This window comes from Posidoniimonas corsicana (genome assembly GCF_007859765.1).
In the GTDB taxonomy this organism is placed as follows: Bacteria; Planctomycetota; Planctomycetia; order Pirellulales; family Lacipirellulaceae; genus Posidoniimonas; species Posidoniimonas corsicana.
In genome coordinates this window covers 52,056-75,109 of record NZ_SIHJ01000004.1, presented here as the reverse complement: position 1 = coordinate 75,109, position 23,054 = coordinate 52,056, and the positions used below count along the sequence as shown (strand labels likewise).

Below are 23,054 nucleotides of genomic sequence, written 5' to 3'. Positions count from 1 at the left end.
CGGCCCACGACCGCCCTGCCCTTCCCGCGGCCGGTTCTGTTAGACTAGCGGCTCCTCGACACTCCCCCGCGGCGTTCCTTGGCGTTGCACAACTTCATTGACTGGCGGTTTTCATGCGAAAGCTTGTCTGGGCGCTAGTGTTGTTGCTGGTGGTGATCCACCAGGACAATTGGTTCTGGGACGACGACTACCTCGTGTTCGGGTTCATGCCGATCGGCCTGTTCTACCACGCGTGCATCTCGATCGCGGCCAGCGTCGTCTGGTTCCTCGCGACCCGCTTCTGCTGGGACGACGACCTCGCCGAGATCGCCGCGGCGCCCAACGCTGAGGAGGCCGCCAAGTGACCGAGCTGATCGTTATCTGCTGCTACCTCGGGCTGCTGGTGCTGCTGGGGCTCTCGGCCAGCCGGCTGTTCTCCGGATCGAAGGAGGACTTCCAGCTCGCCAGCCACTCCATCGGGCCGTTCCTGCTGCTGATGTCGCTGTTCGGGACCACGATGACCGCGTTCGCGCTGGTCGGCTCGACCGGCGAGGCGTACACCGCCGGCATCGGCGTGTACGGGCTGATGGCCTCGTCCAGCGGCATCATCCACTCCCTCTGCTTCTTCCTGCTGGGCATCAAGCTCTGGCGGCTGGGACGCCGGCACGGCTACAGCACCCAGGTGCAGTTCTTCCGCGACCGCTTGGCGAGCGACAAGATCGGCGTGCTGCTGTTCCCCATCCTGGTCGGGCTGGTGGTGCCCTACCTGCTGGTGGGGGTGATCTCCAGCGGCACGGTGATGCAGGCGATGACCGCCGGCGCCTTCCCGGACCTGTTCCCGACCGCCAGCCCCGGCACCAGCGGCGGCATCCCCCCCAAGTACGGCATGCTGATGATCTGCGGGGTGGTGCTGGTGTACGTGTTCTTCGGCGGCATGCGTGGCACCGCCTGGGCCAACGCGTTCCAGACGGCCGTGTTCATGATCCTCGGCGTGGTGACGTTCTGCGTCATCGCCAACAAGCTGGGCGGCGAGGACAGCCTGCTGGCCAACATGCAGAAGCTGAGCGCGGCGGTGCCGCCCGACAAGGCGACCCGCATCGCGATGTCCAAGACCGAGTTCTTCACCTACCTGTTCGTGCCGTTCTCGGTCGGCATGTTCCCCCACCTGTTCCAGCACTGGCTCACCGCCAAGAGCGCCGAGAGCTTCAAACTGCCCGTGGTGGCGCACCCGATCTTCATCATGATCGTTTGGGTGCCGTGCATCCTGATCGGCATCTGGGCGACCACCAGCCTCATGCCGGACCGCCCGCCGCTGCCCAAGGTGCCGGGGACCGACGCCGTGAACCCCAACGCTATCCTGCCCTTCCTGGTCAAGACGCAGACCAGCGCCCTCTTGGGCGGGTTCCTGGCGGCCGGCGTGCTGGCGGCCATTATGTCGTCGCTCGACAGCCAGTTCCTCTGCCTGGGGACCATGTTCAGCACCGACATCGTCAACCACTACCGCAAGCAGCCCCTCTCCGACCGCGCGCAGGTGATTACCACCCGCGGCTTCATTATCGGCATCGTCGCGGTCACCTACCTGCTGAGCCTGAGCAACAACAAGAGCGTGTTCAACCTGGGCGTGTGGAGCTTCAGCGGCTTCTCGTCCCTGTTCCCGCTGGTGTTCGCCGCGCTGTACTGGCGGGGGCTCACCAAGGCGGGCGCGTACGCGTGCATCCTGACCGCCATCGGCATGTGGAGCTGGCTGTTCTACGACTCGCGGTTCGGCGCCGACCGCGACTACACCTTCGACCTCACCCTGGGCGAGGCCGTCTACAAGCTGCAGCCGGTGGCGCCCATCTTCGTCGCGTCGGCGGTGGCGCTGGTGGCGGTGTCGCTCGTGACCCCCAAACCCGACCCGGCCACACTGCGTAAGTTCTTCCCGGAGAAGGCATAAGCTGATTCCTCTCGCCAGCTGTGGGATCCGTAGCGACGTGCACCACAGAGGGCACGGAGGACGCCGAGATGAGATCGCAAGCCGATGGACCCATTTCCAGATGATTGGGAGTTCTTATGGGTCTTTGAGTGCGACCCCGAGGAATCCGACGAGGTGTACACTCGATTCGATGCCGAGGTCGACGAGAACCGGATCCTCTTCGAAGTCTGGCCACACGACACGGAAGTCATACTGCGATGGTGGAGGGGCAAGGAAGCAGCTGGCAACCTAGAGCTCCGCTGGGTGAAGGGCATTTCTGCCGAGACTGAGAAGGGAGTCAGTGCGCTCAACGTCACCTTCCTTGAAGAATGCTTATTGCCGCTTCGCTTTCAGGTCCGCCCCTATCCATCGATTGCGTGGGGCACAAAGTGGCGCTCAGTCTGCTCCGTGACCCCTGTGCCCTCCGTGGTTAATCCCCAGTTGCCCCGCCCGTGAAGATCGCCTACATCGCCGCCGGCGCCGCTGGGATGTACTGCGGCAGTTGCCTGCACGACAACACGCTGGCCGCGGCCATGCTCCGCCAGGGCGAGGACGTGGTGCTGGTCCCCACCTACACGCCCATCCGGACCGACGCGGTCGACGTCAGCCACAACCGGGTGTTCATGGGCGGCGTCAACGCGTACCTGCTGCAGACCTCGCGGCTGTTCCGGCTGATGCCGCGGTGGCTGACCGGGCTGCTCGACCGGCCGGGCTTCCTGAGCTACGTCACCCGCGGCGCGGGCAGCGTCGACCCGGCCAAGCTGGGCGGCATGACCGTCAGCATGCTCCAGGGCGAGCTCGGCAACCAGGCCGCCCAGCTCGACGAGCTGGTCGACTGGCTGCTGGAAGAGATCAAGCCCGACGTGGTGCACCTGTCCAACTCGATGCTGATCGGCATGGCGCGTCGGATCAACGAGCGGTGCGGACCGCCGGTGGTCTGCGCACTGTCCGGCGAGGACATCTTCCTCGAGGCGCTAAGGCCGCCCCACTACGAGCAGGCGCGCGAACTGCTCCGCGAGCGAGCGGCGGAGGTCCAGGCCTTCACCGCGCTGAACGGGTACTACGCCGACTTCATGGCCGACTACCTCAGCGTCGACCGGCAGAAGGTGCACGTGATCCCCCACGGGCTGAACCTGGAAGGGCACGGCAAGCCCGACGACGACCAGGGGTCCCCAACGCAGACCGTCGGCTACCTGGCCCGCATCTGCCACGACAAGGGCCTGCACCTGCTGGTCGAGGCCTGCACCCACCTGGCGGCGTCGCGGCCCGACCTCGACTTCCGCGTCAAGGCGGCCGGCTACCTCGGCAAGGCGGACCGGGCCTACCTTTCGGCGGTCACCGAGCAGGCCAACAGCGGACCGCTGGCCGGCCGGTTCGAGTACCTCGGCGAACTGGACCGCGACCAGAAGCTAACGTTCCTCAAGTCGCTCGACGTGTTCAGCACGCCCACCGTGTACCGCGAGAGCAAAGGCCTGCCCGCCATCGAGGCGCTGGCCAACGGCGTGCCGCTGGTGCTGCCGGAGCACGGCGCGTTCCCGGAGTTTGTCCGCCACACCGGCGGCGGCCTGCTGTTCCCCCCAGGCGACGTCAACGCCCTGGCCGCCCAGATCGCCCGCCTGCTGACCGAGCGGGCCTTCGCCAAGCAGCTGTCCGACGAGGGCCACGGCGTGGTGCACGACCACTACCACGACGAGCGGATGGCGCGCGAGACGGTCAGTCTGTATCAAGAGCTGGCGGCGAGCAAGGCGTAGGCCGGAACAAGCGCAGCGCTGTTCCGGCAGGCGACGGGGAGTGTTTGAACCGCCAAGGACGCCAAGAACACGAAGGGAATTGGGCGAACGCCTTAGTGCTCCTGGTGTCCTTTGTGGTTGTTCATTCTGCGATAAACATGCAAAAATCGTGGTGTGGGCGGCGGCCGAGCCACGCCCAATACTAGCAGGGTTCTAACTCGAAGAAGGTGTGCCTGGCTGACAGATCACGCCATAGGACTCAAATCATCTCATGAAGATCAGTCGCATCACCGCGCAACGGGGCTGCACGCTTCGAGAATTCTATTCTCGCGCGGCGGAAGAGTTCCCGGCACTCTCTGACATTCTCAACGGCATGGTGGAACTGATAGATTATGTCGAGGCGACCATCAGTTCGCCTGATGTTTTTGGGGTCACTTCTCACCTAAGACTTCGCTTGGTTGCCAAGAACGACTACAGGTCTGAGACGCTCGTCGTCATTGCTCCGGACGTCGACGTCTACGATGTGTCTTACGAGCTAGCGCCTGATTTCGCTCCATGGGACAATGCTTGGGTGCATGGGCAAGCTCGGTGTGTCGCAGAAGCAACAGAGATGATTGCAATAGCCTTGTTGAACAACACGCACTGCCGAAATGACCTAGGAACTTAGTTTTTCGAGGCGGCGAGGCAGAACATGGCTCAGCGTCATCCCGATTCAAACACCTCCGCCTGCCACGAAGGCGCTGTCGCATGTTTCGGCCTATGATCGGGACCGAGTTGAACCACGAAGGACACTAAGAGCACGAAGCTGTGTCTCCATACTTCTTTGTGCTCTTAGTGTCCTTCGTGGTTCTCTCAACGTACTCGCTCGCACTGTGGTGCGCGTCTCCCTAACGGCCTGATGGCCCCCACCCTGGCACGATGTTCCGCACAGTGGAAACGACGGGGCTTTTCTTGTAGAAAACAGGCCACCTGGCGTGATCTAATGCTGGTGCACCGGTGTGCCCACCTTAGCGGGGCGTTCTCTGCAGCGCGGGCCGCGCGTTTGTGCTGCGCGGTTGAGTAAACGAGTGGCGCCGCGTGATTAGGACTGTTTTGTCCTCTTGGCGCCTAAAAACGGACAAAACCCCCGCGGCCGCTTTCTGCCACAAACACAGGAAACACTGCTATAGAAGCGTAGACCACGAACCTAGGGGGAAAGGTGTGCCCAGAGTTTTGTCCCCTTCGCGCGTGTTTTTGGACAAAACGAATCGGACTTTGGAGAAGGTAACCCCCGACTCAAGTGGAGATCCTCCCGTTACGCGCGGGCGGCGGCCGCGCGTTTGGCCACCTCGCGGTTGCCCTGCTGCACCAGCTGGCCGCAGGCGGCTTCGATGTCCTGGCCCATGGAATAGCGGGTGGTGGTCGTGACGCCGGCGTCCTTCAGCACCTGGGCGAACGCCTTGCGTTCGGCGGGCGGCGTGCCGATGAGGTGCGGCGCGCCGGCGATCGGGTTGTAGGGGATCAGGTTCACGTGCACCAACAGGCCCTCGCACCAGGCGGCCAGCTCGCGGGCCTCGTCGAGCGAGTCGTTCACGCCGGCCAGCATCAGGTGCTCCAGCATCACCGGGCGGCCCTGCAGCGTGTTGAGCTGCTGGATCGTGGCGCGGAGCTGGTCGACGGGGTGCTTGCGGGCGAGGGGGACGATCTGCTCGCGGGCCTGCTGCCGCACCGCGTGCAGGCTCAACGCGATGTTGACTTGGGGGAAACGTCGCGCGAGGCGGATCATGGCGTCGGGGATGCCGACCGTGCTGACCAGCACCCGGTTCATCGAGTGGTGGAACAGCTGCGGATTCGCCAGCGCGGCGAGCACCTCGTAAATGTTCTCCTCGTTGTGCAGCGGCTCGCCCATGCCCATGAACACGAGGTTGCGCACGCGGCGGTCCTCGGCGGCCAGCAGCTGGTTGGCCTGCACGAGCTGGTCGAGGATCGCGGCGGCCGGCAGGCTGTGGGCCATGCCCATCTTGCCAGTGGCGCAGAAGTCGCACGCGGCGGCGCAGCCGACTTGGCTAGAGACGCACAACGCCGTGCGCCCAGTGCCCGGCCGGAGGATCACCGACTCGATCAGGTAATCGGCGTCGGTCTTGAAGATCAGCTTGGAAGCGCCGTCCTGCTGCGAGTCGGCGCGGTGGTCGAGCCGCAATGGATGGAAAGCGACACGCTCGGCAAACCGCTCCCGCACGCCCTCGGGCAGCTGTGCGAGCGCGTCGTCGGCCGTGGCGCCCTTCTTGAAGAACGCGATCCGCAGCCGGCGCAGCAGACCGGGTTCGATCCGCAGCTCGCCGCGGAGCTGGTCGATGCGGTGGGCGTCGTGGATGGGGATGAGGTTAGTCATCGGGATCTTCAATATGCTCGCGACCCAATCGCACCAGCTTCCGCAGCTCATCCGGCGCGGTCACGGCCTTCCATTGGCGTTTGGCCATCTCGGCCAGACCGCCGGGCGGGGTCTTCATCTCATTGCGGTAGTACTCGCAGAACACCTTGCCGATCCAGCGGGTCACCAACGCCTGCACCGTGCCCTGCAACAATCCGCCGGTGATGGTGCCCACGCCCGGCACGGTCTTGAGCACCGACCCGAGCGCAGCGCTCAAGCCAGTGGCGGCGGCACTGGCGCCAAGGGAGGCGATCAGGTTCTTGCTGAGCTGGGCGAGCATCTCGACGACCGTGTCGGTGTCGATCTTCTGCTTGTACACCTCGGCCAGGTCGATGATCATCTTGATCGTGACCGCGCTGCCGCCGGCGAGGTCCAGCAGCGGGATCGGGATCAGCCCCGCGCCGCCGGCGGCCCACATGTAGCGGTTGATCACGCGGTCGGCCTCCTCGTCGAGCGCGACGAGCACCTTCTCCTTGGCGTCGTCCACCAGGCCGCGGGAGCGGGTCAGCAGGTTGGCCAGCAGCAGGTCGCCCCCCTCCCGGCGGACGATCTTCAGCAGCCGGTCGGCCAACGGCGAGATGTCCGGCGGGTCGGTCACCTCGCCCACCTCCTCCGTGCCGTCGGGCAGCACGCGCACCTGCCGGCGGGTTGCGGCGCTCGCGCGGACGGCGACGATGTCCTCCGGCGCCACGGCCGGGCTGGCCTGCTCGGCGAGCTGCGCCAGCAGCTCCGGCTGCTGGCGGCTGTCGTACCAGTCTTCCTTGTTCAGGCAGAGCACCACCCGCTTCTCCATCTTGGCGAGCAGCTCCAGCAGCTCCTGCTCGTAGTGCTTCAGCGGGCCGTCGACAACAAACAGCACCAGGTCGGCCTGCTCGGCGGCCTCGATCGCCACCGCGCCGTGCGACTCGTCGTCGGCCTCGGCCAGGCCGGGCGTGTCGACCAGCACCACCTTGTCCTCGCCCGGCCAGGGCACGCTGCTCTTGGCCACCGTAGTGCCGCCCACCACGCTGGAGCGGAACGCGTCCTGCCCGCACAGCGCGTTCAGCAGGGACGACTTGCCGCTGGAGATGGTGCCGAACGCCACGATCTCCAGCCGGCGGTGCTTGCGTTTGGCCTCGAGCTCCTCGGTCAACCGCTCCAGCTCCTCGCGGAGCTTCTCCTTCATCGCGGCGGTGGCGGCGAACTCGCGCCCGGCGGCCAGGTTGTCGGCCAGCTCCGCCTCGCGCTGCTTGGCGGTCAGCTTGCTGGGGTCCGTCGAACGCCGCGACAGGTCGCGGTGTTTGGCGCGGGCGTTCTGGGCCAAGCGGAAGAACAGGTAGCCGACGCCGATCAGGAACGCCAGCGCGCCGAGCGAAACCACCGCCAGGTACGCGTAGCCAACCGCCGGGTTGATATCGCTGGCACCCTTGAACTGCTCGACGACGTTCGGCGTGACGCTCACCACCGCGTAGCCGCCGCCGATCAGCAGCAGGACCAGCAGCAGGCCGGCGGACGGTTTGCGGATTCCCATCATGCGTGGGCTTGGTTACCGGGCGGGGCGGGAGTGGGTAAGATTCTGGGACTCGAGCGGGCCCCTCCATCTTACCGCACAGCCGGCCTAGATCGCAGAGGGACGCCCGCCGCGTACCCGTGCCTAGTATTCGTCTCGCCGAGCCAGGACTTGCGTTATGAAAGCCGCCTTTGTGGAGAAACCGGGCCCCGCGGATTCGATCCAGGTCGGCGAGCTGCCCGAGCCGCAGCCCGGCCCCGGCGACGCGTTGGTGCGGGTGACCTACTCGGCGGTCAACCCGATCGACACGTATGTCCGCGGCGGCATGGTGGCGATGGACCTGCCGGCGCCGTACATCCCGGGCTGCGACCTGGCGGGCGAGGTGGTGCGGTCCGGCGGGGGCTTCCGGCCGGGGCAGCGGGTGTGGGGCAGCAACCAGGGGCTGCTGGGCCGGCAGGGGACGCTGTGCGAGCTGGCGGCCGTGGGCGAACAGTGGCTGTACCCGATCCCCGATGGCGTCACCGACGAGGCCGCCGCGGCGGGCGCGCTGGTGGGCATCACGTCGCACCTGGGCCTGGTCCGCGAGGCGCGGGTGCAGTCGGGCGAGACCCTGCTGGTCAACGGCGGTTCGGGCGGTGTTGGTTCGACCGTGGTGCAGATGGCCAAAGCGCTGGGCGCCACGGTGATCGCCACCGCCGGCACGGACGTGAAACGCCAGGCCTGCCGCGACCTGGGCGCCGACGTGGCCGTGGATTACAAGGTCGATGACCTGGCGGACGCGCTCGCGGGCGAAATCCCCTCGTTCTCGGGCGCCAACGTCTGGTGGGAGACCACCCGCGAACCGGACTTCGACCGCATCCTTTCCTGCCTGGCCGAGCGGGGCCGCGTGGTGCTGATGGCGGGCCGCGACGCGCGGCCCGAGTTCCCCGTCGGCCCGTTCTACGTGAAGGGCGCCAGCCTGCACGGATTCGTGATGTTCAAGGCCACGCCCGAAGAGCAGCGAGAAGCGGCCGAGTCGATCAACGCGTGGCTCGCCAGCGGCGAGTACCGGCCGAAGGTCGGCCAGACGTTCACGCTCGACCAGGCGGCCGACGCGCACCGGCTGCAGGAGCAGAACACTCTTTCGGGCGCCGGCACGCTGGCCGGCAAGATCGTAGTGAAGGTCGGCTAGCCCGGGTCTGCCCACGGTTTCTCTTCTCCTTTTCTTTGTTAGGCGGCAGCTGCGTTTCTAGGTTGGCGGCCGCCGGGTCGGCGGTGGTCCGCCTGTGCCAACGGCGCGGGTTATTGGGCACGCCCCGCCGGCCGCGACGCAAAGCGGCGCCCGACGGCCGTGGTTTCTGTAGCGGCAGGGCCTGCCGGCTTCAGTTTTCTGCAGCGCAGAGCCTACTGGGGCCCCGCGGAGCGGCCCGCCGACCGGCTGTAGCGGTTGCGCCCGGGGGGGCGACCCGTTATCCGGCGGCCGCCGAGGGCGCCCCCGCGTGCGCCGCAATGGGTGACCTAGGGTTCAGCATGCCAGGCGGCGCACGGTGCGGACGCTCTGACAGCCGAGAACCAGGACGCTCTCACCCCACCAATCTGACCGAAGCCGGCCGCACCGCGTCCGGCGTTTAGCCGACGAATTCGATTTATAGAGGTGAGAATCTCTGATGGGTTTTCTCAAAGATTTCTTCACGACCGTCTTCGACGAGGACCAGGCCGTCGCCGCCCCCGCCAGCAGCTTTGACTGCCTGAGCGAGGACGAGCTGGAGGCGCACCTCGGCGTCGCGCGGTACGGCGACTTCGAGCTGTCCGACGCGGTCCGCCCCAGCTACGCGCTGGAGGTGGTGCCCAGCGCCGGCTTCCGCCACGACTTCTACCGCGACGAAGAGACCCGCAGCAACGTGCCGGTGCTGATGGGCGCCGCCACCCGCGGCCGCCTGATGGAAACCTTCATCGACCTGCTGCAGCCGCTGGGTCCGGTGGTGGATGTCGTCCTCGAGACCAGCCACGCCCACAACGCGGGCGGTCACACCGACCTGTACCGCGAATCGATCGACATGCCCATCCTGCAGAGCATCCTGTGGGACTTCGAGGACCTGCTGGTCAACGACGGCTGCACCGGCATCGCCGTGCTGAACCCGACGCTGCCGCAGGAGGTCCAGCTGGACGAGCACAAGCTGCTGATCGTCTACGGCAACGACCTCACCGCCTACGAGGGCATCATGATCGACAACTACCTCGACTGCCGCGAGGAGATGAAGTTCATCACCGAGGCCGAGCACGTGCACTCCACCACGGAGCGGTTCATGCAGGACTTCGAGGAGCTGAAGATGCGGCTCGGCATGGACGGCGGCGTCTAGCCCTGCTCCCACCGGGTTTGGTGGCGTGGCGGTTGCGGATCGGGTAGAACGAGGGGGCTTCCCCTGCAGTCCCACCCCCGCTTTCCGCAAGGCCTCCCATGAACCGCGTCCCCGGCGTGCTGCTGTTGCTGCTGTTGGCTTCCCCCGTGCTGGTCGCGGAGGATTGGATCGGTTTCCGTGGCGGCGACCACTTCGGCGCCGCCAAGACCACCGAACTGCCCACCGAGTGGGGCGACCAGCAGAACATCGTCTGGAAGCGGGAGCTGCCGGGCCCCGGCTCGTCCTGCCCCGTGCTGATCGGCCAGCGGGTGTACCTCACCTGCTACTCCGGCTACGGCGAGAACGCCGAGGACCCGGGCGAGCAGTCCAGCCTGGTCCGCCACGTGGTCTGCCTGGACCGCGATAGCGGCGCGCCGCTCTGGAAGAAGGACTTCCCCGCCAAGCTGCCGGAGAGCAAGTACCAGCCGGGCTTTGACTCGATGCACGGCTACGCCACCAGCACGCTCACCTCCGACGGCGAGCGGCTGTACGCCTTCTTCGGCGTGTCGGGCGTCTACTGCCTGGACATGGAGGGCAACCAAATCTGGCAAGCCGACGTCGGCGACAAGACCCACGGCTGGGGGTCCGGCGCGTCGCCCGTTGTGCACGGGGACATCGTGATCGTTAACGCCAGCATCGAGAGCAACTCGCTGGTCGGGCTTGACAAGCACACCGGCGAGGAGAAGTGGCGCGTCGAGGGCATCGACAGCTGCTGGGCCACCCCGCTGCTGGTGGAAGCCAACGGCCGCACCGAGGCGGTGCTGAACGTCCCCCGCCGGCTGACCTCGTACGACCCGGCCACCGGCGAGGAGCTGTGGCACTGCAACGGCGTCGACGACGGCTACCTCTGCCCGTCGATCATCGCGGTCGACGGCGTGGTGTACGCGACCGGCGCCCGCCGCAACCAGTCGCTGGCCGTCCCCGCCGGCGGGTCGGGCGACATGTCCGAGAAGGTGCTGTGGCGGATCGACAAGGGTTCGAACGTCAACTCGCTGGTCTACCACGACGGCTACCTGTACCTGCTGCACGACAAGAACGGCGTCGCGTACTGCGTGGACGCCAAGTCCGGCGAGCTGATGTACGAGGAGCGCCTCCGCCCGCGGCCCGACATCATGTACGCGTCGGCCACCGCGGCGGACGGCAAGATCTACGCCAGCAGCCGCTTCGACGGCACCTTCGTGCTTAAGGCCACGCCCGACGAGCTGGAGCAGCTGGTGGTCAACACCTTCGAATCCGACGACAGCCGCGTCAACGCGGCGATGGCCGTGGGCGAGGGCCGGCTGTTCCTGCGGACCGACAAGGCGATCTACTGCATTGGGGCGGAGTAGCGAATCGAGGGCCTGCCGGCTTTCATAGCAACTTCTCGTTTCACAGTACTCCTCACCACAGATTAGCCGCACTGGGTGGACCTGCAACCTGCAACAGCCGACCAACTCGAAGCAATCGAAGCGACCGCAAACAATTACTGTGAGATGTGGTCGGCTATCGGACCGCCATACCCGTGCGCATTCGCTGGCACAAGGATCGACATAGACGCGCTCGACTTTATTGAGTACGAAGCAGGCCATCACCCACAAGGTCTACCTGGGGCCGCACTGATCTGGGGCAACGTTATCGCCAAGTCCGAACTTCTTGATTGGCTCATAAGTGATGCTGGCGAACTCATGCTTGGGTCGACCCGGTACCCCAGTCTTCTGATCTGGCCAATGGCTAGAGTGCTCGAACTCTCTCACACATCGACGCCGGAATCGGGGAAGTTCTATTGGCTCTTAGAAGAAGTTGTTACTAAGTGCCTGATTCAGGGAGGGTTTGCCGAGGAAGAGGATCTCAAGCTGCTTTCTCTACTGGGACCAGAGCGATCCCAAGGCTATTGCGAATCTGTTGTAACGCTGTTACGCCAGCACCGTGGAGACGAGTTGTAGGTAGGCCGGAACAAGCCGTTCCGGCAGACCCCGCTGCTCGCGCCGGAACTGCGCTGCGCTTGTTCCGGCCTACGCACTGCGGCTGACCTGCTCGGTCGGCGCCGGGATCCGCTATACTGGGGCGACGCGTTCACATCGCCATCAGCAGCGGAGGGGTCGCCTTGAGTCCTGCTATCGCGTTTGTCTTGCTGGAGCAGGGCGCCAAGGTTTCGCGGAGCGGTCTGGCAGAGCACTTTGCCACGTGGGACGGCGTCGACGCGCCGACGGAGGTGGAGAAGGAAGACCGTGTGCTCACATTCAGCCACGGGCCGTGGCTCGTGGCGATCGCCCTGATGCCGGCGCCCTACCCGCCGGACGAGCTCGCCGGGCCCGCCCAGACCAGCTGGCTGTGGCCCACCGCCGCGGAGGACCTGCCCCGCCAGGCGGGGCACATGATTATCACCGTCATCGGCGAGGGCGACGACCCGATCGAGCAACGCAAGCTGCTGACCATGGCGACCGCGTCGGTGCTGGCGTCCGGCCGGGGCTGCCTCGGCGTCTACTGGGGCGACGCCACCATGCTGATCGCCAAGAAGTCGTTCTGCGAGATGGCCGCGCACTTCCTGCCCGACGCGGTGCTGCCGCTGTGGTGCGACTTCCGCGCCGGCCCGGTCGACGGCGACAGCGGCCTCACCTACGGGTTCTCGGTCGGGCTCGAGCCGCTCGGCCACCGCGAGATCGTCACCAAGAACTCGACCGACAGCGTCGGTGACCTGCGGATCCGCATGATGGACCTGGCCACCTACCTGCTGAACAACGGGCCCGTGATCGAGGACGGCCACACCCTCGGGCACGACGCCCAAGAAAAGATCACCGCCCGGTTTAGCGAGTCGCCGTTCGGCCACGAGGGCGAGGTGATGCATCTGGACTACTCCAGCAAGAAGACGAAACGCCGCTGGTTCGGGCGGGGGTGAGGGAGCGATGCCGAGCGTGCTGAGGCGGCTGGCGCCACGCGTCGCGTTGGCCGACCTGCCCTGGATGCTGGGCGCCGCGGTCGTCGGCGCGGTGATCGCCGGCGTGTACGGCGTCGTGCACGACCAGATCACCTACGCGATCGGTCCGGAGTACTTCACCAACTTCAAGTTCCACCAGTTCCAGGGCGCCGACCCCGGGCTGGGCGACCGCGTGTTTGTCGGCACCATCGGTCTGCTCGCCACGTGGTGGGTCGGCTTCTTCGCCGCCTGGTTCCTGGCCCGCCGGCTGATCCCCAACCAGCCCCGCCGCGTGGCGTGCGGGCAGGTCCTCAAGGGATTCGCCGTGGTTCTCGCGTGCGGCCTGCTGGCGGGCGTCGGCGGCTACGCCTACGGGCTGTGGCGTGGGCCCGACGCCGACTACTCGTCGTGGGCGCCCATGCTGCGGCGGCTGCAGGTCACCGACACGTGGGCGTTCGCGCGGGTCGCGTACATCCACAACGCGAGCTACCTGGGCGGGCTGGTCGGCCTGGTAGCGGCGTTGGTGCTGATCCGGCCAATCCCCTCCGCGCCGCCCGACCAGGCGCCGCCTCGCGACTCGGGCTAAGTCGGGCGGCGGTTCCCTGGGGGGATATTGGGCCCGGTGTACTTGCCGCCGCGGGTGTCAGAGGTGGGCGCCCACCCGGCCGTGTTCTCGAAGCTCTCGTAGCTGACCGGCGGCACGTGGTCGTACTCCTCGCCGGTTTTTTCTTCAAACGCTTCGCTCGGCAGCGACAATAGCGCCTCGAACTCCATCCCCTGCGGCATCTGGCTGGGATCCTTCAGGATCGCTTCGTAGACTTCCCTCCCGTTCACCACGACCACGCAGCGCTGGTAGAGGAAGTCGTCCGCCGAGATGTAGTCGTCGCCGTCGTCGGGGTCCAGCTCGCCCGCGTAGCACGCGCGGCAGTGCTCCCGGGTGTCGAGCGCGTGCAGCTTCTCGGCGAGGATGTCCTCGAAGCGGTAGATCGCCTCACGGTCCATCGCGGCCAACGCCTGCAGGACGCCGGCCATGACCGCGTCGTCATCGCCGGTCTGCGACCAGTCGAAGAGGCTGATGACCTCCCAGAACTTGTCTTCGTCCAACCTTCCGTCCTCGCTAGGGATGCGGTTCGACTCTCGCTCATTCGACCGCGGGTGGGTCAGCGGGTCGACCGACTCTTGATGGTTCTTGTGAAGCACAATCGCTGACTAGGCATCAGCAGTGTGCCGGCAACTTTCCGCAGCGAACCTCGCACCTTTGACTCCGGGTCGCAAGCAGGGCCGCCCTCGCTGACGCGTCGGGTTTCTATGGGTGCAGCTCCGCTGGTGGAAGCTTGGGTTCTGTCCGATTCGTTTTGTCCAAAAACACGCGCGGAGGGGTCAAAACTCGGGGCACACCTCTGCCCAGGATGCTCGTAAGTGCTTTTGGATTAGGTCGTTACACCGATTGCCTCAATCTTGGTCCGTGGGGGTTTTGTCCGATTCCGGCCGCTTAATTCGGACACTACCGGAGCGCTTAACCACAGGCGCAGCGACGCCATCCCGCTCCCACTACGGCGGGCCGGGTGAAGGGGCGCATGCATACCTACGATTGGACCACAGAGCGCGGCCGGTTCCCATGACAATCCGGCAACCGCGGCAGAATAGAATCGCCCAGCTGCTACACGGCCAGGTCGCGCCGATCCGGCCAGTCGGGAAAGTCCGGCTTTGCTGGGAACCTACCTACCGAGGGCGCCACCCGTCCTGCGTCATTTCCTAGCGCGGAAGGTCTGCCCCAGTCGGTGAGAAAGCCTCGCCTGCTCGCAGCTGAAGAGCGCAGATAGGTTCACGGGCCGGCCTCACAGGTCCCCGCTGAATACAACCGTCGTCTGCGTGATCTTGCAGTTGGGGCATGCTGCCTGCAGCGAAACAATCCCCTGGTCGCTGACCACGCCAGGTACAGCCACCGCGGCCAGCATTGCCTCGCGGGCCTCGATTAGGTCCGGGTCCAACGGCGGCAAGCCCGCAGCGACAGCGCCAGGCAACGACACACTGCTGAGACGCTTGATGCCTTCCAGATGCGACAGTCCGGCATCAGAAACAAGGGTGGCGCTCAGGTCGAGTTTCGACAACGCCGACAATCGGAGCAGCGGCTGCAGTCCGTCGTCGGTGATGCGGTTGTCGACTAGGTCAAGCGTTCTCAGCCGAGAGAGGGTTGCCGCGTGCTTGAGCCCCTCGTCAGTGACGCTGGTCTGCATGAGTTGCAGGTGTGTTAAACCGGGTAGGTTCTTCAGATGGGGCGTGACGCTCCTCATCGCGTCATCGGTTAGGCTCCGACCTACAAAACTGACGCAGTAAATCCGTCTAAATGGGTAAAGCCACGTCCCGCGGTAGGCGACCTGCCCGCCTGCCCACTGAATGGCGGGGAGCGCCGCCTGCTCTTGACGTAGGCGGATAACGCCAAACGCCATCCAGACGGCGACTAGGGTTGTCGCGGCAAGAAGTGACCTCAGACTGAACCGCATCCAGGAACGCTTGGATTCTTTGCCAGCGAGCCTCGTAGGCCCATCCATTCGAGACTCCTGCTCTAGGAACGCGAACGCCCAGTGGGAAAGTACTCTCGGCTGGAGTTCGTACTTCAGTCGGCCTGTCCAGCGCTACAACGCCGCCTGCGCCACCGCCTCATCATCCCCGGGCGAGACCGGCTCGCCGTGCAGGCAGTGCCGCAGGCAGTACAGGCTCATCGCCGCGCCGTACTGCTGGTGGTAGTTGTAGAACGGGTAGTCCCACCAGCTGCCGTCCTTCTCCTGCAGCGGCAGCAGGATGCTGGCCAGGTGGTCCTGGTAGTACGGGCGTTCGTCCTCGGGCAGCATGTCGATGCACATCGCCGCGTAGTAGTGGCCGTAGTAGTAGAAGTAGCCGGCCACCTGGAAGTAGCTCTCGTGTGGCACCGGGCGTTTGCGGCCGATCCCCAGCCACCCGTTGCGGGCGAACAGCCGCTTGAGCCACGCCCGCAGCACGTTGTCGCTGATCACGTCGTCGCCCCACATCCGCAGCGCGGCGTTGCAGGCCTGGCTGCGGCCGAGGCTGCCGGCGGGGCGGTTGATGCCCAGCCGCGGCGAGTACATCAGGTACTCGCCGTAGGCGTAGCTGAAGTCCGGGTTGCGTTGCCGGATGACCGACGCGGCCGCCTTGTCCATCAGCTTCTCGGGGAACGTCACGCCGATCGCCTCGGCGTCGTGCAGCGAGATCATGCCGGTGGCGGTGGTGAAGCTGTTGGGGCTGCTGCCGGGGATCTTCGCCACGTGGTCGAAGTCGTAGTAGCCCCAGCCGCCCGACAGGTACGCGTACCGCTTGAGCTGGTCGGCCTGGAACTGCGCGGCCTGCTTGAGCCGGGCCTGCAGGTCGGCGTCGCCCGCCGCGCGCTGGTGGAGCGCCACGAAGCCGCTGATGCCGTAGGCGTGGCCCCAGGTGTTGTAGATGGCGTCGGCAGCCGAGCGGCGGACCTTCTCGTGGTTGGCCAGCATCCACTCGGCGCCGCGCTCGAGCGCGTCGTCGACCCGCTGCCGGCGGTCGGCGTCCAGCGTGTCCTCGCACTCGCACAGCGCCTGCACCACCAGGCCGGCCACGGCCAGCTTGAAGCCGTCGTGCGCGCCGGGCACGGGCGCGTAGATGTTCAGGCCCTTGGTGTTCTCGGGGCTGCCCCAGCCGCCGTCGGGGCGCTGGTCGTCCAGCAGGAAGTCGACGCCGCGGTTGATGGACGCCTGGATCGCCTCGCGGGTGGGCGGGTCGATCGGCCTCGGCTCGGGGCCCTGCTCGGCCAGCGGGTACTTGCCGGGGGCGTCGTTGGCGGCGGCGCTGTTGGCAGTGTCGTCCTTGGCTGTGGCCGCGGTCGGGCCGGCGGCGACCGCCAGCAGCAGCATCACGATGAGCGGCGTCGAGCGCATATTCACGTTCCGTGACGGGCGGGGAGGTTCATCCAGAGTTCGCCGCGAGGGCCCGAGGGGCGCGCGACCGGGGTCAGTCGTCGTCCTCGTCCTCTTCTTCGTCGTCATCATCATCGTCGTCGTCGTCGGTCCCCTTCTCCTTGGGGTCGAGCGAGATGACGTCGCCCTTGTCGAGGCCGCTGGTGATCTCGATCTCCTTGTCCTTTGTCTTGCCGGTCTTGACCCACTGCTTCTCGACCTCGACCTCGTCGTCGTCCTCCTCGACCAGCCACACGTACGATTTGTCGGAGTCCTCGTCCTTGTGCACGGCGTCCTTGGGGACCAGGATCGCCTTCTTCTTCTCGTAGGTCTGGACCTTGGCCTTGGCGGTCATGCCGGGCATCAGCCACTCGGGCGTGCCGCCGGTGATCTCCACGCTGATCTCGAACTTGCCGGACGTGACCGGCACCATGTCGACCATCGAGACCTCGCCCTCAATGGGGTCGACGCCCTGCGCGGTCAGCGCGATCTCAGCCGGCTGGCCCTTCTCGACGGTGGGCAGGTCCTCCTCCTTGATGCTGGCCAGCAGGGTCAGCTCTTCGGGGTCGACGATGGTCATCAGCACCGAGCCCTTGGGCGCGTTCTTCTCGGGCACGAGCTTCTGCTTGAGCGAGGCGATCTGGCTCCACTTGCCGTTGACGCACTGCCCGTAGTACACCACGCCGGCGGCGGGCGCCTTGATGGTCATCAGCCGCTTGTCGGCGATCAGCTTGGAGTGCTTCTCGAGCGACTTGCGGCGGGCGACCCGGGCCTGCTCCAGCTCGTAACGGGCGCGGCTCAGGTCGAGGTCGGTGTTGTCCTTGATCCGCTCGAGCGCCATCTCGATGCGGCGCTGCATCTGCTTGAGCCGCTCGTCCTGGCGGGGGAGCGACGCGTTCATCACGAACTCGTGGTTGTACTTGGCGATCTCGTAGGAGAACTTCGAGAACTCGAGCTGCGTGCGCTGGCGGCGGAGGATCATCTCCTCGGTCTCTTCGGTGAGGTCGTCGGCCTCGTACATCTTCTCCAGCTGCTCCAGCTCGTCCTTGGCGTAGTCGAGTTGGAACTTGCTCTGCTTCAGCCGCATCTCCTGCGACTTCACGACCAGGTCGCGTTCCTCGTCGGTGTACCGCTTGTAGTCCTCCTGGGACTGCTCCCACTCCTCCTGAGCGTCCTTCAGCCGGCGCTCCAGCTCCTCCTCCAGCCGCGGCAGCTCCTGCTCGGCCTTGATGAGCGACAGCTCGCTGATCCGCTGCGACAGTTCCAGCTCGGAGATCGCCTCGTTCAGGTCTTCCGGGTCGAACCGCACGAGCGTCTCGCCGACGCGGACCTTGGCGCCGTGGGGCACGATCTCCTCGATCTCGAACGAGCTCCAGGATTCGGCGTCGAGCGTCACCTCGGTCATACTCTCCGAGGCGACCGTGCCGGAGACCTCCACCTCGATCTTGAGCGGCTGCTCCTTGATGGTCAGCGTCTTGCGTTCGGGCTTCTCTTCCTTCTTCTTCTCTTCTTTAGACTCTTCCTTGTCGGCTTCCTTCTCGTCCTTCTTCTCGTCGGCGGAGTCGTCCTTCTTCTCGTCGTCGGCCTTGGCGTCGGACTTCTCGGCCTCGTCCGCGGGCTTGTCGTCGGCGGCGTCATCGGACTCGTCCGCGGCGTCCTCGTCGGCGATGGCGGCGGCGACCGCCGCGGCGACGCTCTTGGCCGGCGTGGGCGACTGCGCCACGGCCAGCGAAGACGGGACCACGAGGACCAGCGAGAGCAGCAACAGACGCCAAAACGCGATGCGGGCCATAGGGGGTATTCCTAGTCGGGGAAAGGGACGACGCCGTCGTGCGTCGCCGCCACCTCGGGAGGGAGCGTGGGCGGCAATCCGGGGGAGCTGGGCAAGGGGAGACAGCCCTCATTCTGGGTCCGCGGCCGGCGAATTGCAACACGAGACCGCACACCTGTTACAGACGGATCAACCGGGACCGTTGTTCGCTGGGCCCGGCATGTCACCTACAATCTAGGCATGAACAGGCTCCTCCTCACCCGCGACCAGGCCCGCCGGGTCGACCAGCACGCCATCCACCAACTGGGCTACCCCGGCCCGGTGCTGATGGAGAACGCCGGCCGCGGCTGCGTCGACCTGCTCGCCCGACTTGGGATCGACGGGCCGGTGGTCGTGCTGTGCGGCAAGGGCAACAACGCGGGCGACGGCTTTGTCATCGCCCGCCGGCTGGCCCTCCACGGGACGCCGTGCCGGGTGGTGCTGGCGTGCGACCCGTCCGAATTGTCGGGCGACGCGCTGACCGCGCACCAGATGCTGCGTCCCTGCGGTGTGCCGGAGCACGTGATCGCCGACCCCACCAACAAGACGCTCGACCCGATCGGCGGGGGCGCCTCGTGGATTGTCGACGCGCTGCTCGGCACCGGCGCCAAGGGCGACCCGCGGGCGCCGATGGACGCGCTGATCCGCTGGGCGAACGCCCAGCCCGCCCGCCGGCTGGCGGTCGACCTGCCCAGCGGCCTGGACTGCGACACCGGCGTTCCGGGCGAACCCACCTTCCGCGCGGACTTCACCGCCACGTTCATAGCGCCCAAAGCGGGATTCCAAACGCCCGCGGCAAAGCCGTTTCTCGGCGAGGTGCACACCGTCGACATCGGCGTGCCGCCCTCGGCCGTCGAGGCAGCGTTATGCGACTGACGCTCAGCCAACAGATCGCCCTCACGCTCCGCGAATGGCCGCTGGTGCTGCCGATGCTGCTGGCGACGGTGTGCGTGGACGCGGTCACCATCGCGTTTGGCGCGACGCAACACGACGCCGAAGGTTTCTGGTACTGGGGCCTGCTGGTCCCGCAACTCGGCCTGCTTTCTCTGTGGGTGGTGCGGGGCGGGCCGGGCTTGCTAACCCGCCTGGCGCTGACCGGGGCCTACCTCGGCCTGCTGGTTGCAGTGCTCGGCGGGCTGCACGAATTCCACGACATTGGCGGTTTGGTGTCATTGCTGCTGGCTTACTCGGCGGTCATCGGCTTGATCGCGGCCGCCGGCCGGGCGATCAAGTGGTGGGTGCTTCCGCCCAACGCCGGTAGCGATGAGCCACTCCGGTTCTCCATGTGGCAGCTGATGGTGGTGATGACCCTCGTGGCGATCTCCGCGGCGGTCGCCCCGCACCTGACCTGGGCGCTTCATTGGCGGGAGGTCCCGATCTTCCTCGGCCTGATCGCCATGGTGCTGCTCGCCTACTTCGGGACGCCTATCCATCCGGCGCCGTGGGTGGGACTCGGGGTGTGCCTGTTTCCTGCGTTGAGCTTCGAGGCAGCCTACATCGAAGGCCCGCAGATCCACGGGGTGTTCCTTGGCTCGGCCCTGACCAGTTGGGTCTGGCTCGCGGCGTTGCAGTTCGACCCCGACGCCCAGCGCCGACTGGCGTCGCGCCGCCAGCGCCGGCGCGAACCGGCGCCGCCGCTCCGGGTCGTCGCGCCTGCCGAAGAATCCAACGCGCCCGCCGCCGACAGCACGCCCGAGATCGGCTTCGACGCCAAAGGCTAGTAGTTAGGCACGACCTATAAGTGTTGCCCTCCCTCACGGCGAAGAGAGACGCAACCGCGGATCGTCTACAATCGACCTTCAGCTGCCCTCCCCTCTCATCCCCTGTCGGCCCCGATGAACACACGGCGCGGCTTCACGCTGGTTGAGCTGCTGGTGGTGATCGCCATCATCGCCGCGCTGGTCGCGTTGCTGCTGCCGGCGGTCCAGTCCGCCCGCGAGGCGGCCCGCGTCACGCAGTGCAAGAACAACCTCCGCCAAGCCGCGCTGGCGATGCTGCAGCACGAGTCGGCCCACGGCGCCCTGCCGACCGGCGGCTGGAGCGCCTCGTGGGTGGGCGACCCCAACGCCGGCCCCGGCCCGCGGCAGCCGGGCGGGTGGGTGTACCAGGCGCTGCCGTACCTTGGCGAGCAGGCCGCCGCTGACCTGGGCGCCGGGCTCACGGGCGACGCGCTCAAGGAGGCGCTCTCGCAGCAGGCCCGCACGGTCGTGGCGATCCTCTACTGCCCCAGCCGGCGGCCGCCCGGGCGGTACGGCGTGGTCCAGCTTGAGGCCTGGAACTACCTGCCGCAGGAGTTCGCCGGCAAGACCGACTACGCCGCCAACGGCGGCAGCGATCTCGGCCTGCGGGGCGATCGGCGGGGGCCGCTGCCGCTGCGGCCGTTCGTGGGTTCGGACTGCCGCGGCGAGTACCCCCAGTGCGAGTGGCTTACCACCGAGGCCTGGTTGGAGGACGACTGGGACGGCGTGGTAGGCGACCACAGCGGCGCCCGCCTGGCCCAGCTCTCCGACGGCGCCGCCCGCACGTTCCTGGCTGGCGAGAAGTGGCTGCACTCCTTGTACTACGACACCGTGAGCGTCGACTCCGCCCAGGACCACGCCGACAATAAGCGGGCCCACGACAACCCGGGCGACGACGCGCTGATGACGACCGGCTACGCGACCGACACGGTCCGCGCCTGCGGCGGCGGCTTCGACCTAACCGGCGCGCCGATCGAGCACCCGCCCCGCCGCGACGTCGACTACGACCGCGCGAACCCCCAGACCGACAAGAAGGGCGCCCACTACCAAGACAGCTTCGGCGGCCTTCACCCCGGCGGCGTCAACATGGCCCGCTGCGACGGCTCGGTCGCGACCTGGGCGTTCGACGTGGACCTGGCCGTGTGGGCGGCGATGGGGTCGCGGGATGATGAGAGTCCGTGATTCTATCGCACGGGCGCCAAAGTACCCACGGCTCTCCGCGCCGTGAAAACCTAGTACAGCTAGTCGCCCGAGCGATCATCCTATGAAACTGCACAAGTTCTTTTCGATGGCCGTTCCAACGACGGGGGAGCAAGAGCGAGTGCCTATCATGCCTGGCTGTCGCCCCCGGTGCAGTGGTCCAGTCAGACCGAGTTACCTGCTGCGGCGGTCGCATTCAGGCGGCGGGAATGCTTCGACAAAAGTTGTGGTCGCTGGAAACTTCGTTCCCATTGGGATGCGTTCAATGTGTCCATCAAGGTAGAGCACGTGCATTGCGTCGCAGGGATGACCCGCGCGAGGATCCAGCACCTCGAACATCACCGGAATCTCGCTCTTGATACGCACCAGTTCTGCTTGATCTTGCGGGTTCGACGCCAAACGTTCTTCGACACCGGGAGATAAGCGGAATAGCACCCCTTCATTCGTGACAAGGTCCTCATCAGCATTAAACGAAGACCGCTCAGCAAGGGTGCTGCCCAATTCTTTCGCATCGGCGTCGCTGAGCACTACCCACCCCAAGTAAGCGTAATTGCGCGCCGCAATCTTCGTTACTTCTGCAGCGTTGGCGTTGCCTTCCTTGCATAGACCAATCAAACAGAACATCTGCTCAAACGCGTTCGAGTTGAGTGGATTAACATAAGACGCCGGCGCGGCGCTGCCTAGCGACTCTGGTTCGATTGGGTACATCCAGACACCGTCCTGCTTGCAGAGTCGAGGAAAATGGCCGACGTCTTCACGACTGAGCTCACGCCCAAGCATGAAACCGAGTGAGTACTCTGGCGAAACATTAACGCCGCTAGGTGTGCCCCAGGAAATGCGGATCACGTCATCGCTGTAACGCGTCAACGTAAGCCCAAAGCGAGTGCGGTGGGTAGAATGCCACCACGCAATGCCGGTCAGGGCTGTGACTGCAAGCGTTGCCGCCCAAAAGGAACGCCGCGACACCATAAGTGCCCCCAGCCAAACGTCATGATAAGTTGATCCGTCGGCTCGCAGCTCCGACTGCTCCAACACAACTTTCAAGCGACAAAGTTAGTCTCACCCCCTACAAGTTCGGTTAATCCTCTTTCGATTCTTCCCGCCTGACCTCCACCCTGCCCTCCACCTCGTGCCCCGCGTACAGGCGGTACGACTTGACCGCGCCGTCCAGGTGCTGCTGGGCGTACTCCTCGACCGCGGAGAACAGGTTGCTCATGTCCGGCGCGACCTGCAGGTTCCGCAGCTGGCAGGTGAGGTCGTCGTGCCCCGACTGGGCGGCCGCCTTGTTGCGGTAGGCGACCGTTGCGATCGCGGTGCGGAACGGGCTCTGGCGCCAGACCGCGCTGGTCCACGGGAAGATCAGCAGCGGCCGGAACGTCTTGACCGACAGGACCAGGCCGGAGGGGTGCTCAATGACGTCCTGCATGGGGGCGCCCTGCGTGTGGGTTGTGAGAAGAGAAACGCGTGGCCGTGGCCGGCGTTGATTGTACCACGGGCGGAGTCGTTGAGCTGTCTACGCCACGCGCCG

The 23,054-nt window shown here is 66.2% G+C and carries 22 protein-coding genes; 14 read left to right on the top strand and 8 right to left on the bottom strand.

Going from position 1 to position 23,054, the window contains the following annotated elements; translation table 11 throughout:
* Window positions 1-113: 113 nt before the first annotated feature.
* From KOR34_RS21645 to KOR34_RS21625, 5 genes are all read left to right on the top strand, one after another.
* Window positions 114-344 carry a DUF3311 domain-containing protein gene (locus tag KOR34_RS21645; RefSeq protein WP_146568187.1) on the top strand — a complete coding sequence of 77 codons (231 nt, stop codon included), beginning with the start codon at window positions 114-116 and terminating at the stop codon, window positions 342-344.
* The gene (locus KOR34_RS21640; RefSeq protein WP_146568176.1) at window positions 341-1,915 is read left to right on the top strand and encodes a sodium:solute symporter family protein; all 1,575 of its coding nucleotides are present in this window, start codon (window positions 341-343) and stop codon (window positions 1,913-1,915) included. Before KOR34_RS21645 ends, KOR34_RS21640 begins: the two co-directional genes overlap by 4 nt.
* An 84-nt stretch (window positions 1,916-1,999) precedes the next feature.
* A complete protein-coding gene (locus tag KOR34_RS21635; protein WP_146568174.1) occupies window positions 2,000-2,389 on the top strand; it encodes a hypothetical protein in 390 nt (129 codons plus the stop codon).
* Window positions 2,386-3,684 carry a glycosyltransferase family 4 protein gene (locus KOR34_RS21630; RefSeq protein ID WP_146568172.1) on the top strand — a complete coding sequence of 433 codons (1,299 nt, stop codon included), beginning with the start codon at window positions 2,386-2,388 and terminating at the stop codon, window positions 3,682-3,684. The genes KOR34_RS21635 and KOR34_RS21630 overlap by 4 nt, the downstream gene beginning before the upstream one ends.
* 250 nt (window positions 3,685-3,934) lie before the next feature.
* Window positions 3,935-4,330 carry a hypothetical protein gene (locus KOR34_RS21625; protein WP_146568170.1) on the top strand — a complete coding sequence of 132 codons (396 nt, stop codon included), beginning with the start codon at window positions 3,935-3,937 and terminating at the stop codon, window positions 4,328-4,330.
* A gap of 627 nt (window positions 4,331-4,957) precedes the next feature.
* On the opposite strand, the gene rlmN is transcribed toward KOR34_RS21625, so the two are convergent.
* Window positions 4,958-6,034, bottom strand: coding sequence for a 23S rRNA (adenine(2503)-C(2))-methyltransferase RlmN (rlmN, locus tag KOR34_RS21620; protein WP_146568168.1), 1,077 nt, complete (start codon window positions 6,032-6,034; stop codon window positions 4,958-4,960).
* Window positions 6,027-7,583 carry a YcjF family protein gene (locus tag KOR34_RS21615; protein WP_197531655.1) on the bottom strand — a complete coding sequence of 519 codons (1,557 nt, stop codon included), beginning with the start codon at window positions 7,581-7,583 and terminating at the stop codon, window positions 6,027-6,029. Before KOR34_RS21615 ends, rlmN begins: the two co-directional genes overlap by 8 nt.
* A 157-nt stretch (window positions 7,584-7,740) precedes the next feature.
* Between KOR34_RS21615 and KOR34_RS21610 the strand changes: the two genes are divergently transcribed.
* From KOR34_RS21610 to KOR34_RS21585, 6 genes are all read left to right on the top strand, one after another.
* Window positions 7,741-8,733, top strand: coding sequence for an NADPH:quinone reductase (locus tag KOR34_RS21610; RefSeq protein WP_146568164.1), 993 nt, complete (start codon window positions 7,741-7,743; stop codon window positions 8,731-8,733).
* Window positions 8,734-9,208: 475 nt separating this feature from the next.
* Window positions 9,209-9,901 carry a hypothetical protein gene (locus KOR34_RS21605; protein WP_146568163.1) on the top strand — a complete coding sequence of 231 codons (693 nt, stop codon included), beginning with the start codon at window positions 9,209-9,211 and terminating at the stop codon, window positions 9,899-9,901.
* Between the two features lie 98 nt (window positions 9,902-9,999).
* Entirely contained in the window at window positions 10,000-11,268 is a 1,269-nt protein-coding gene (locus KOR34_RS21600; RefSeq protein ID WP_146568161.1) for an outer membrane protein assembly factor BamB family protein, read from the top strand.
* Between the two features lie 75 nt (window positions 11,269-11,343).
* Complete coding sequence (locus tag KOR34_RS21595) at window positions 11,344-11,862, top strand: hypothetical protein (protein WP_146568159.1); 519 nt, start codon at window positions 11,344-11,346, stop codon at window positions 11,860-11,862.
* Window positions 11,863-12,023: 161 nt separating this feature from the next.
* On the top strand, window positions 12,024-12,815 hold the full coding sequence (locus KOR34_RS21590; protein WP_146568157.1) for a DUF4261 domain-containing protein: 792 nt from the start codon (window positions 12,024-12,026) through the stop codon (window positions 12,813-12,815).
* Window positions 12,816-12,822: 7 nt separating this feature from the next.
* Entirely contained in the window at window positions 12,823-13,419 is a 597-nt protein-coding gene (locus KOR34_RS21585; RefSeq protein WP_146568154.1) for a signal peptide-containing protein, read from the top strand.
* On the opposite strand, the gene KOR34_RS21580 is transcribed toward KOR34_RS21585, so the two are convergent.
* The 4 genes from KOR34_RS21580 to KOR34_RS21565 form a co-directional block, all read right to left on the bottom strand.
* A complete protein-coding gene (locus KOR34_RS21580; RefSeq protein WP_197531654.1) occupies window positions 13,416-14,033 on the bottom strand; it encodes a DUF4240 domain-containing protein in 618 nt (205 codons plus the stop codon). The two genes, KOR34_RS21585 and KOR34_RS21580, sit on opposite strands and share 4 nt — an antisense overlap.
* A gap of 638 nt (window positions 14,034-14,671) precedes the next feature.
* The gene (locus tag KOR34_RS26900; protein ID WP_197531653.1) at window positions 14,672-15,070 is read right to left on the bottom strand and encodes a hypothetical protein; all 399 of its coding nucleotides are present in this window, start codon (window positions 15,068-15,070) and stop codon (window positions 14,672-14,674) included.
* A 399-nt stretch (window positions 15,071-15,469) separates the two neighbouring features.
* Complete coding sequence (locus KOR34_RS21570) at window positions 15,470-16,759, bottom strand: hypothetical protein (protein WP_146568149.1); 1,290 nt, start codon at window positions 16,757-16,759, stop codon at window positions 15,470-15,472.
* Window positions 16,760-16,832: 73 nt separating this feature from the next.
* On the bottom strand, window positions 16,833-18,569 hold the full coding sequence (locus KOR34_RS21565; protein ID WP_146568147.1) for an efflux RND transporter periplasmic adaptor subunit: 1,737 nt from the start codon (window positions 18,567-18,569) through the stop codon (window positions 16,833-16,835).
* Between the two features lie 219 nt (window positions 18,570-18,788).
* On the opposite strand from KOR34_RS21565, the gene KOR34_RS21560 reads away from it, so the two are divergent.
* The 3 genes from KOR34_RS21560 to KOR34_RS21550 all read left to right on the top strand — a co-directional run bounded on the left by KOR34_RS21560 (window position 18,789) and on the right by KOR34_RS21550 (window position 21,508).
* Window positions 18,789-19,463 carry an NAD(P)H-hydrate epimerase gene (locus tag KOR34_RS21560; protein ID WP_146568146.1) on the top strand — a complete coding sequence of 225 codons (675 nt, stop codon included), beginning with the start codon at window positions 18,789-18,791 and terminating at the stop codon, window positions 19,461-19,463.
* Complete coding sequence (locus tag KOR34_RS21555) at window positions 19,454-20,308, top strand: hypothetical protein (RefSeq protein WP_146568144.1); 855 nt, start codon at window positions 19,454-19,456, stop codon at window positions 20,306-20,308. Before KOR34_RS21560 ends, KOR34_RS21555 begins: the two co-directional genes overlap by 10 nt.
* Before the next feature lie 114 nt (window positions 20,309-20,422).
* A complete protein-coding gene (locus KOR34_RS21550) occupies window positions 20,423-21,508 on the top strand; it encodes a DUF1559 family PulG-like putative transporter (protein WP_146568142.1) in 1,086 nt (361 codons plus the stop codon).
* A gap of 192 nt (window positions 21,509-21,700) precedes the next feature.
* On the opposite strand, the gene KOR34_RS21545 is transcribed toward KOR34_RS21550, so the two are convergent.
* A complete protein-coding gene (locus KOR34_RS21545; protein ID WP_146568140.1) occupies window positions 21,701-22,234 on the bottom strand; it encodes a hypothetical protein in 534 nt (177 codons plus the stop codon).
* 370 nt (window positions 22,235-22,604) lie between these two features.
* Complete coding sequence (locus tag KOR34_RS21540; protein ID WP_146568138.1) at window positions 22,605-22,952, bottom strand: hypothetical protein; 348 nt, start codon at window positions 22,950-22,952, stop codon at window positions 22,605-22,607.
* Between the last annotated feature and the right edge of the window lie 102 nt (window positions 22,953-23,054).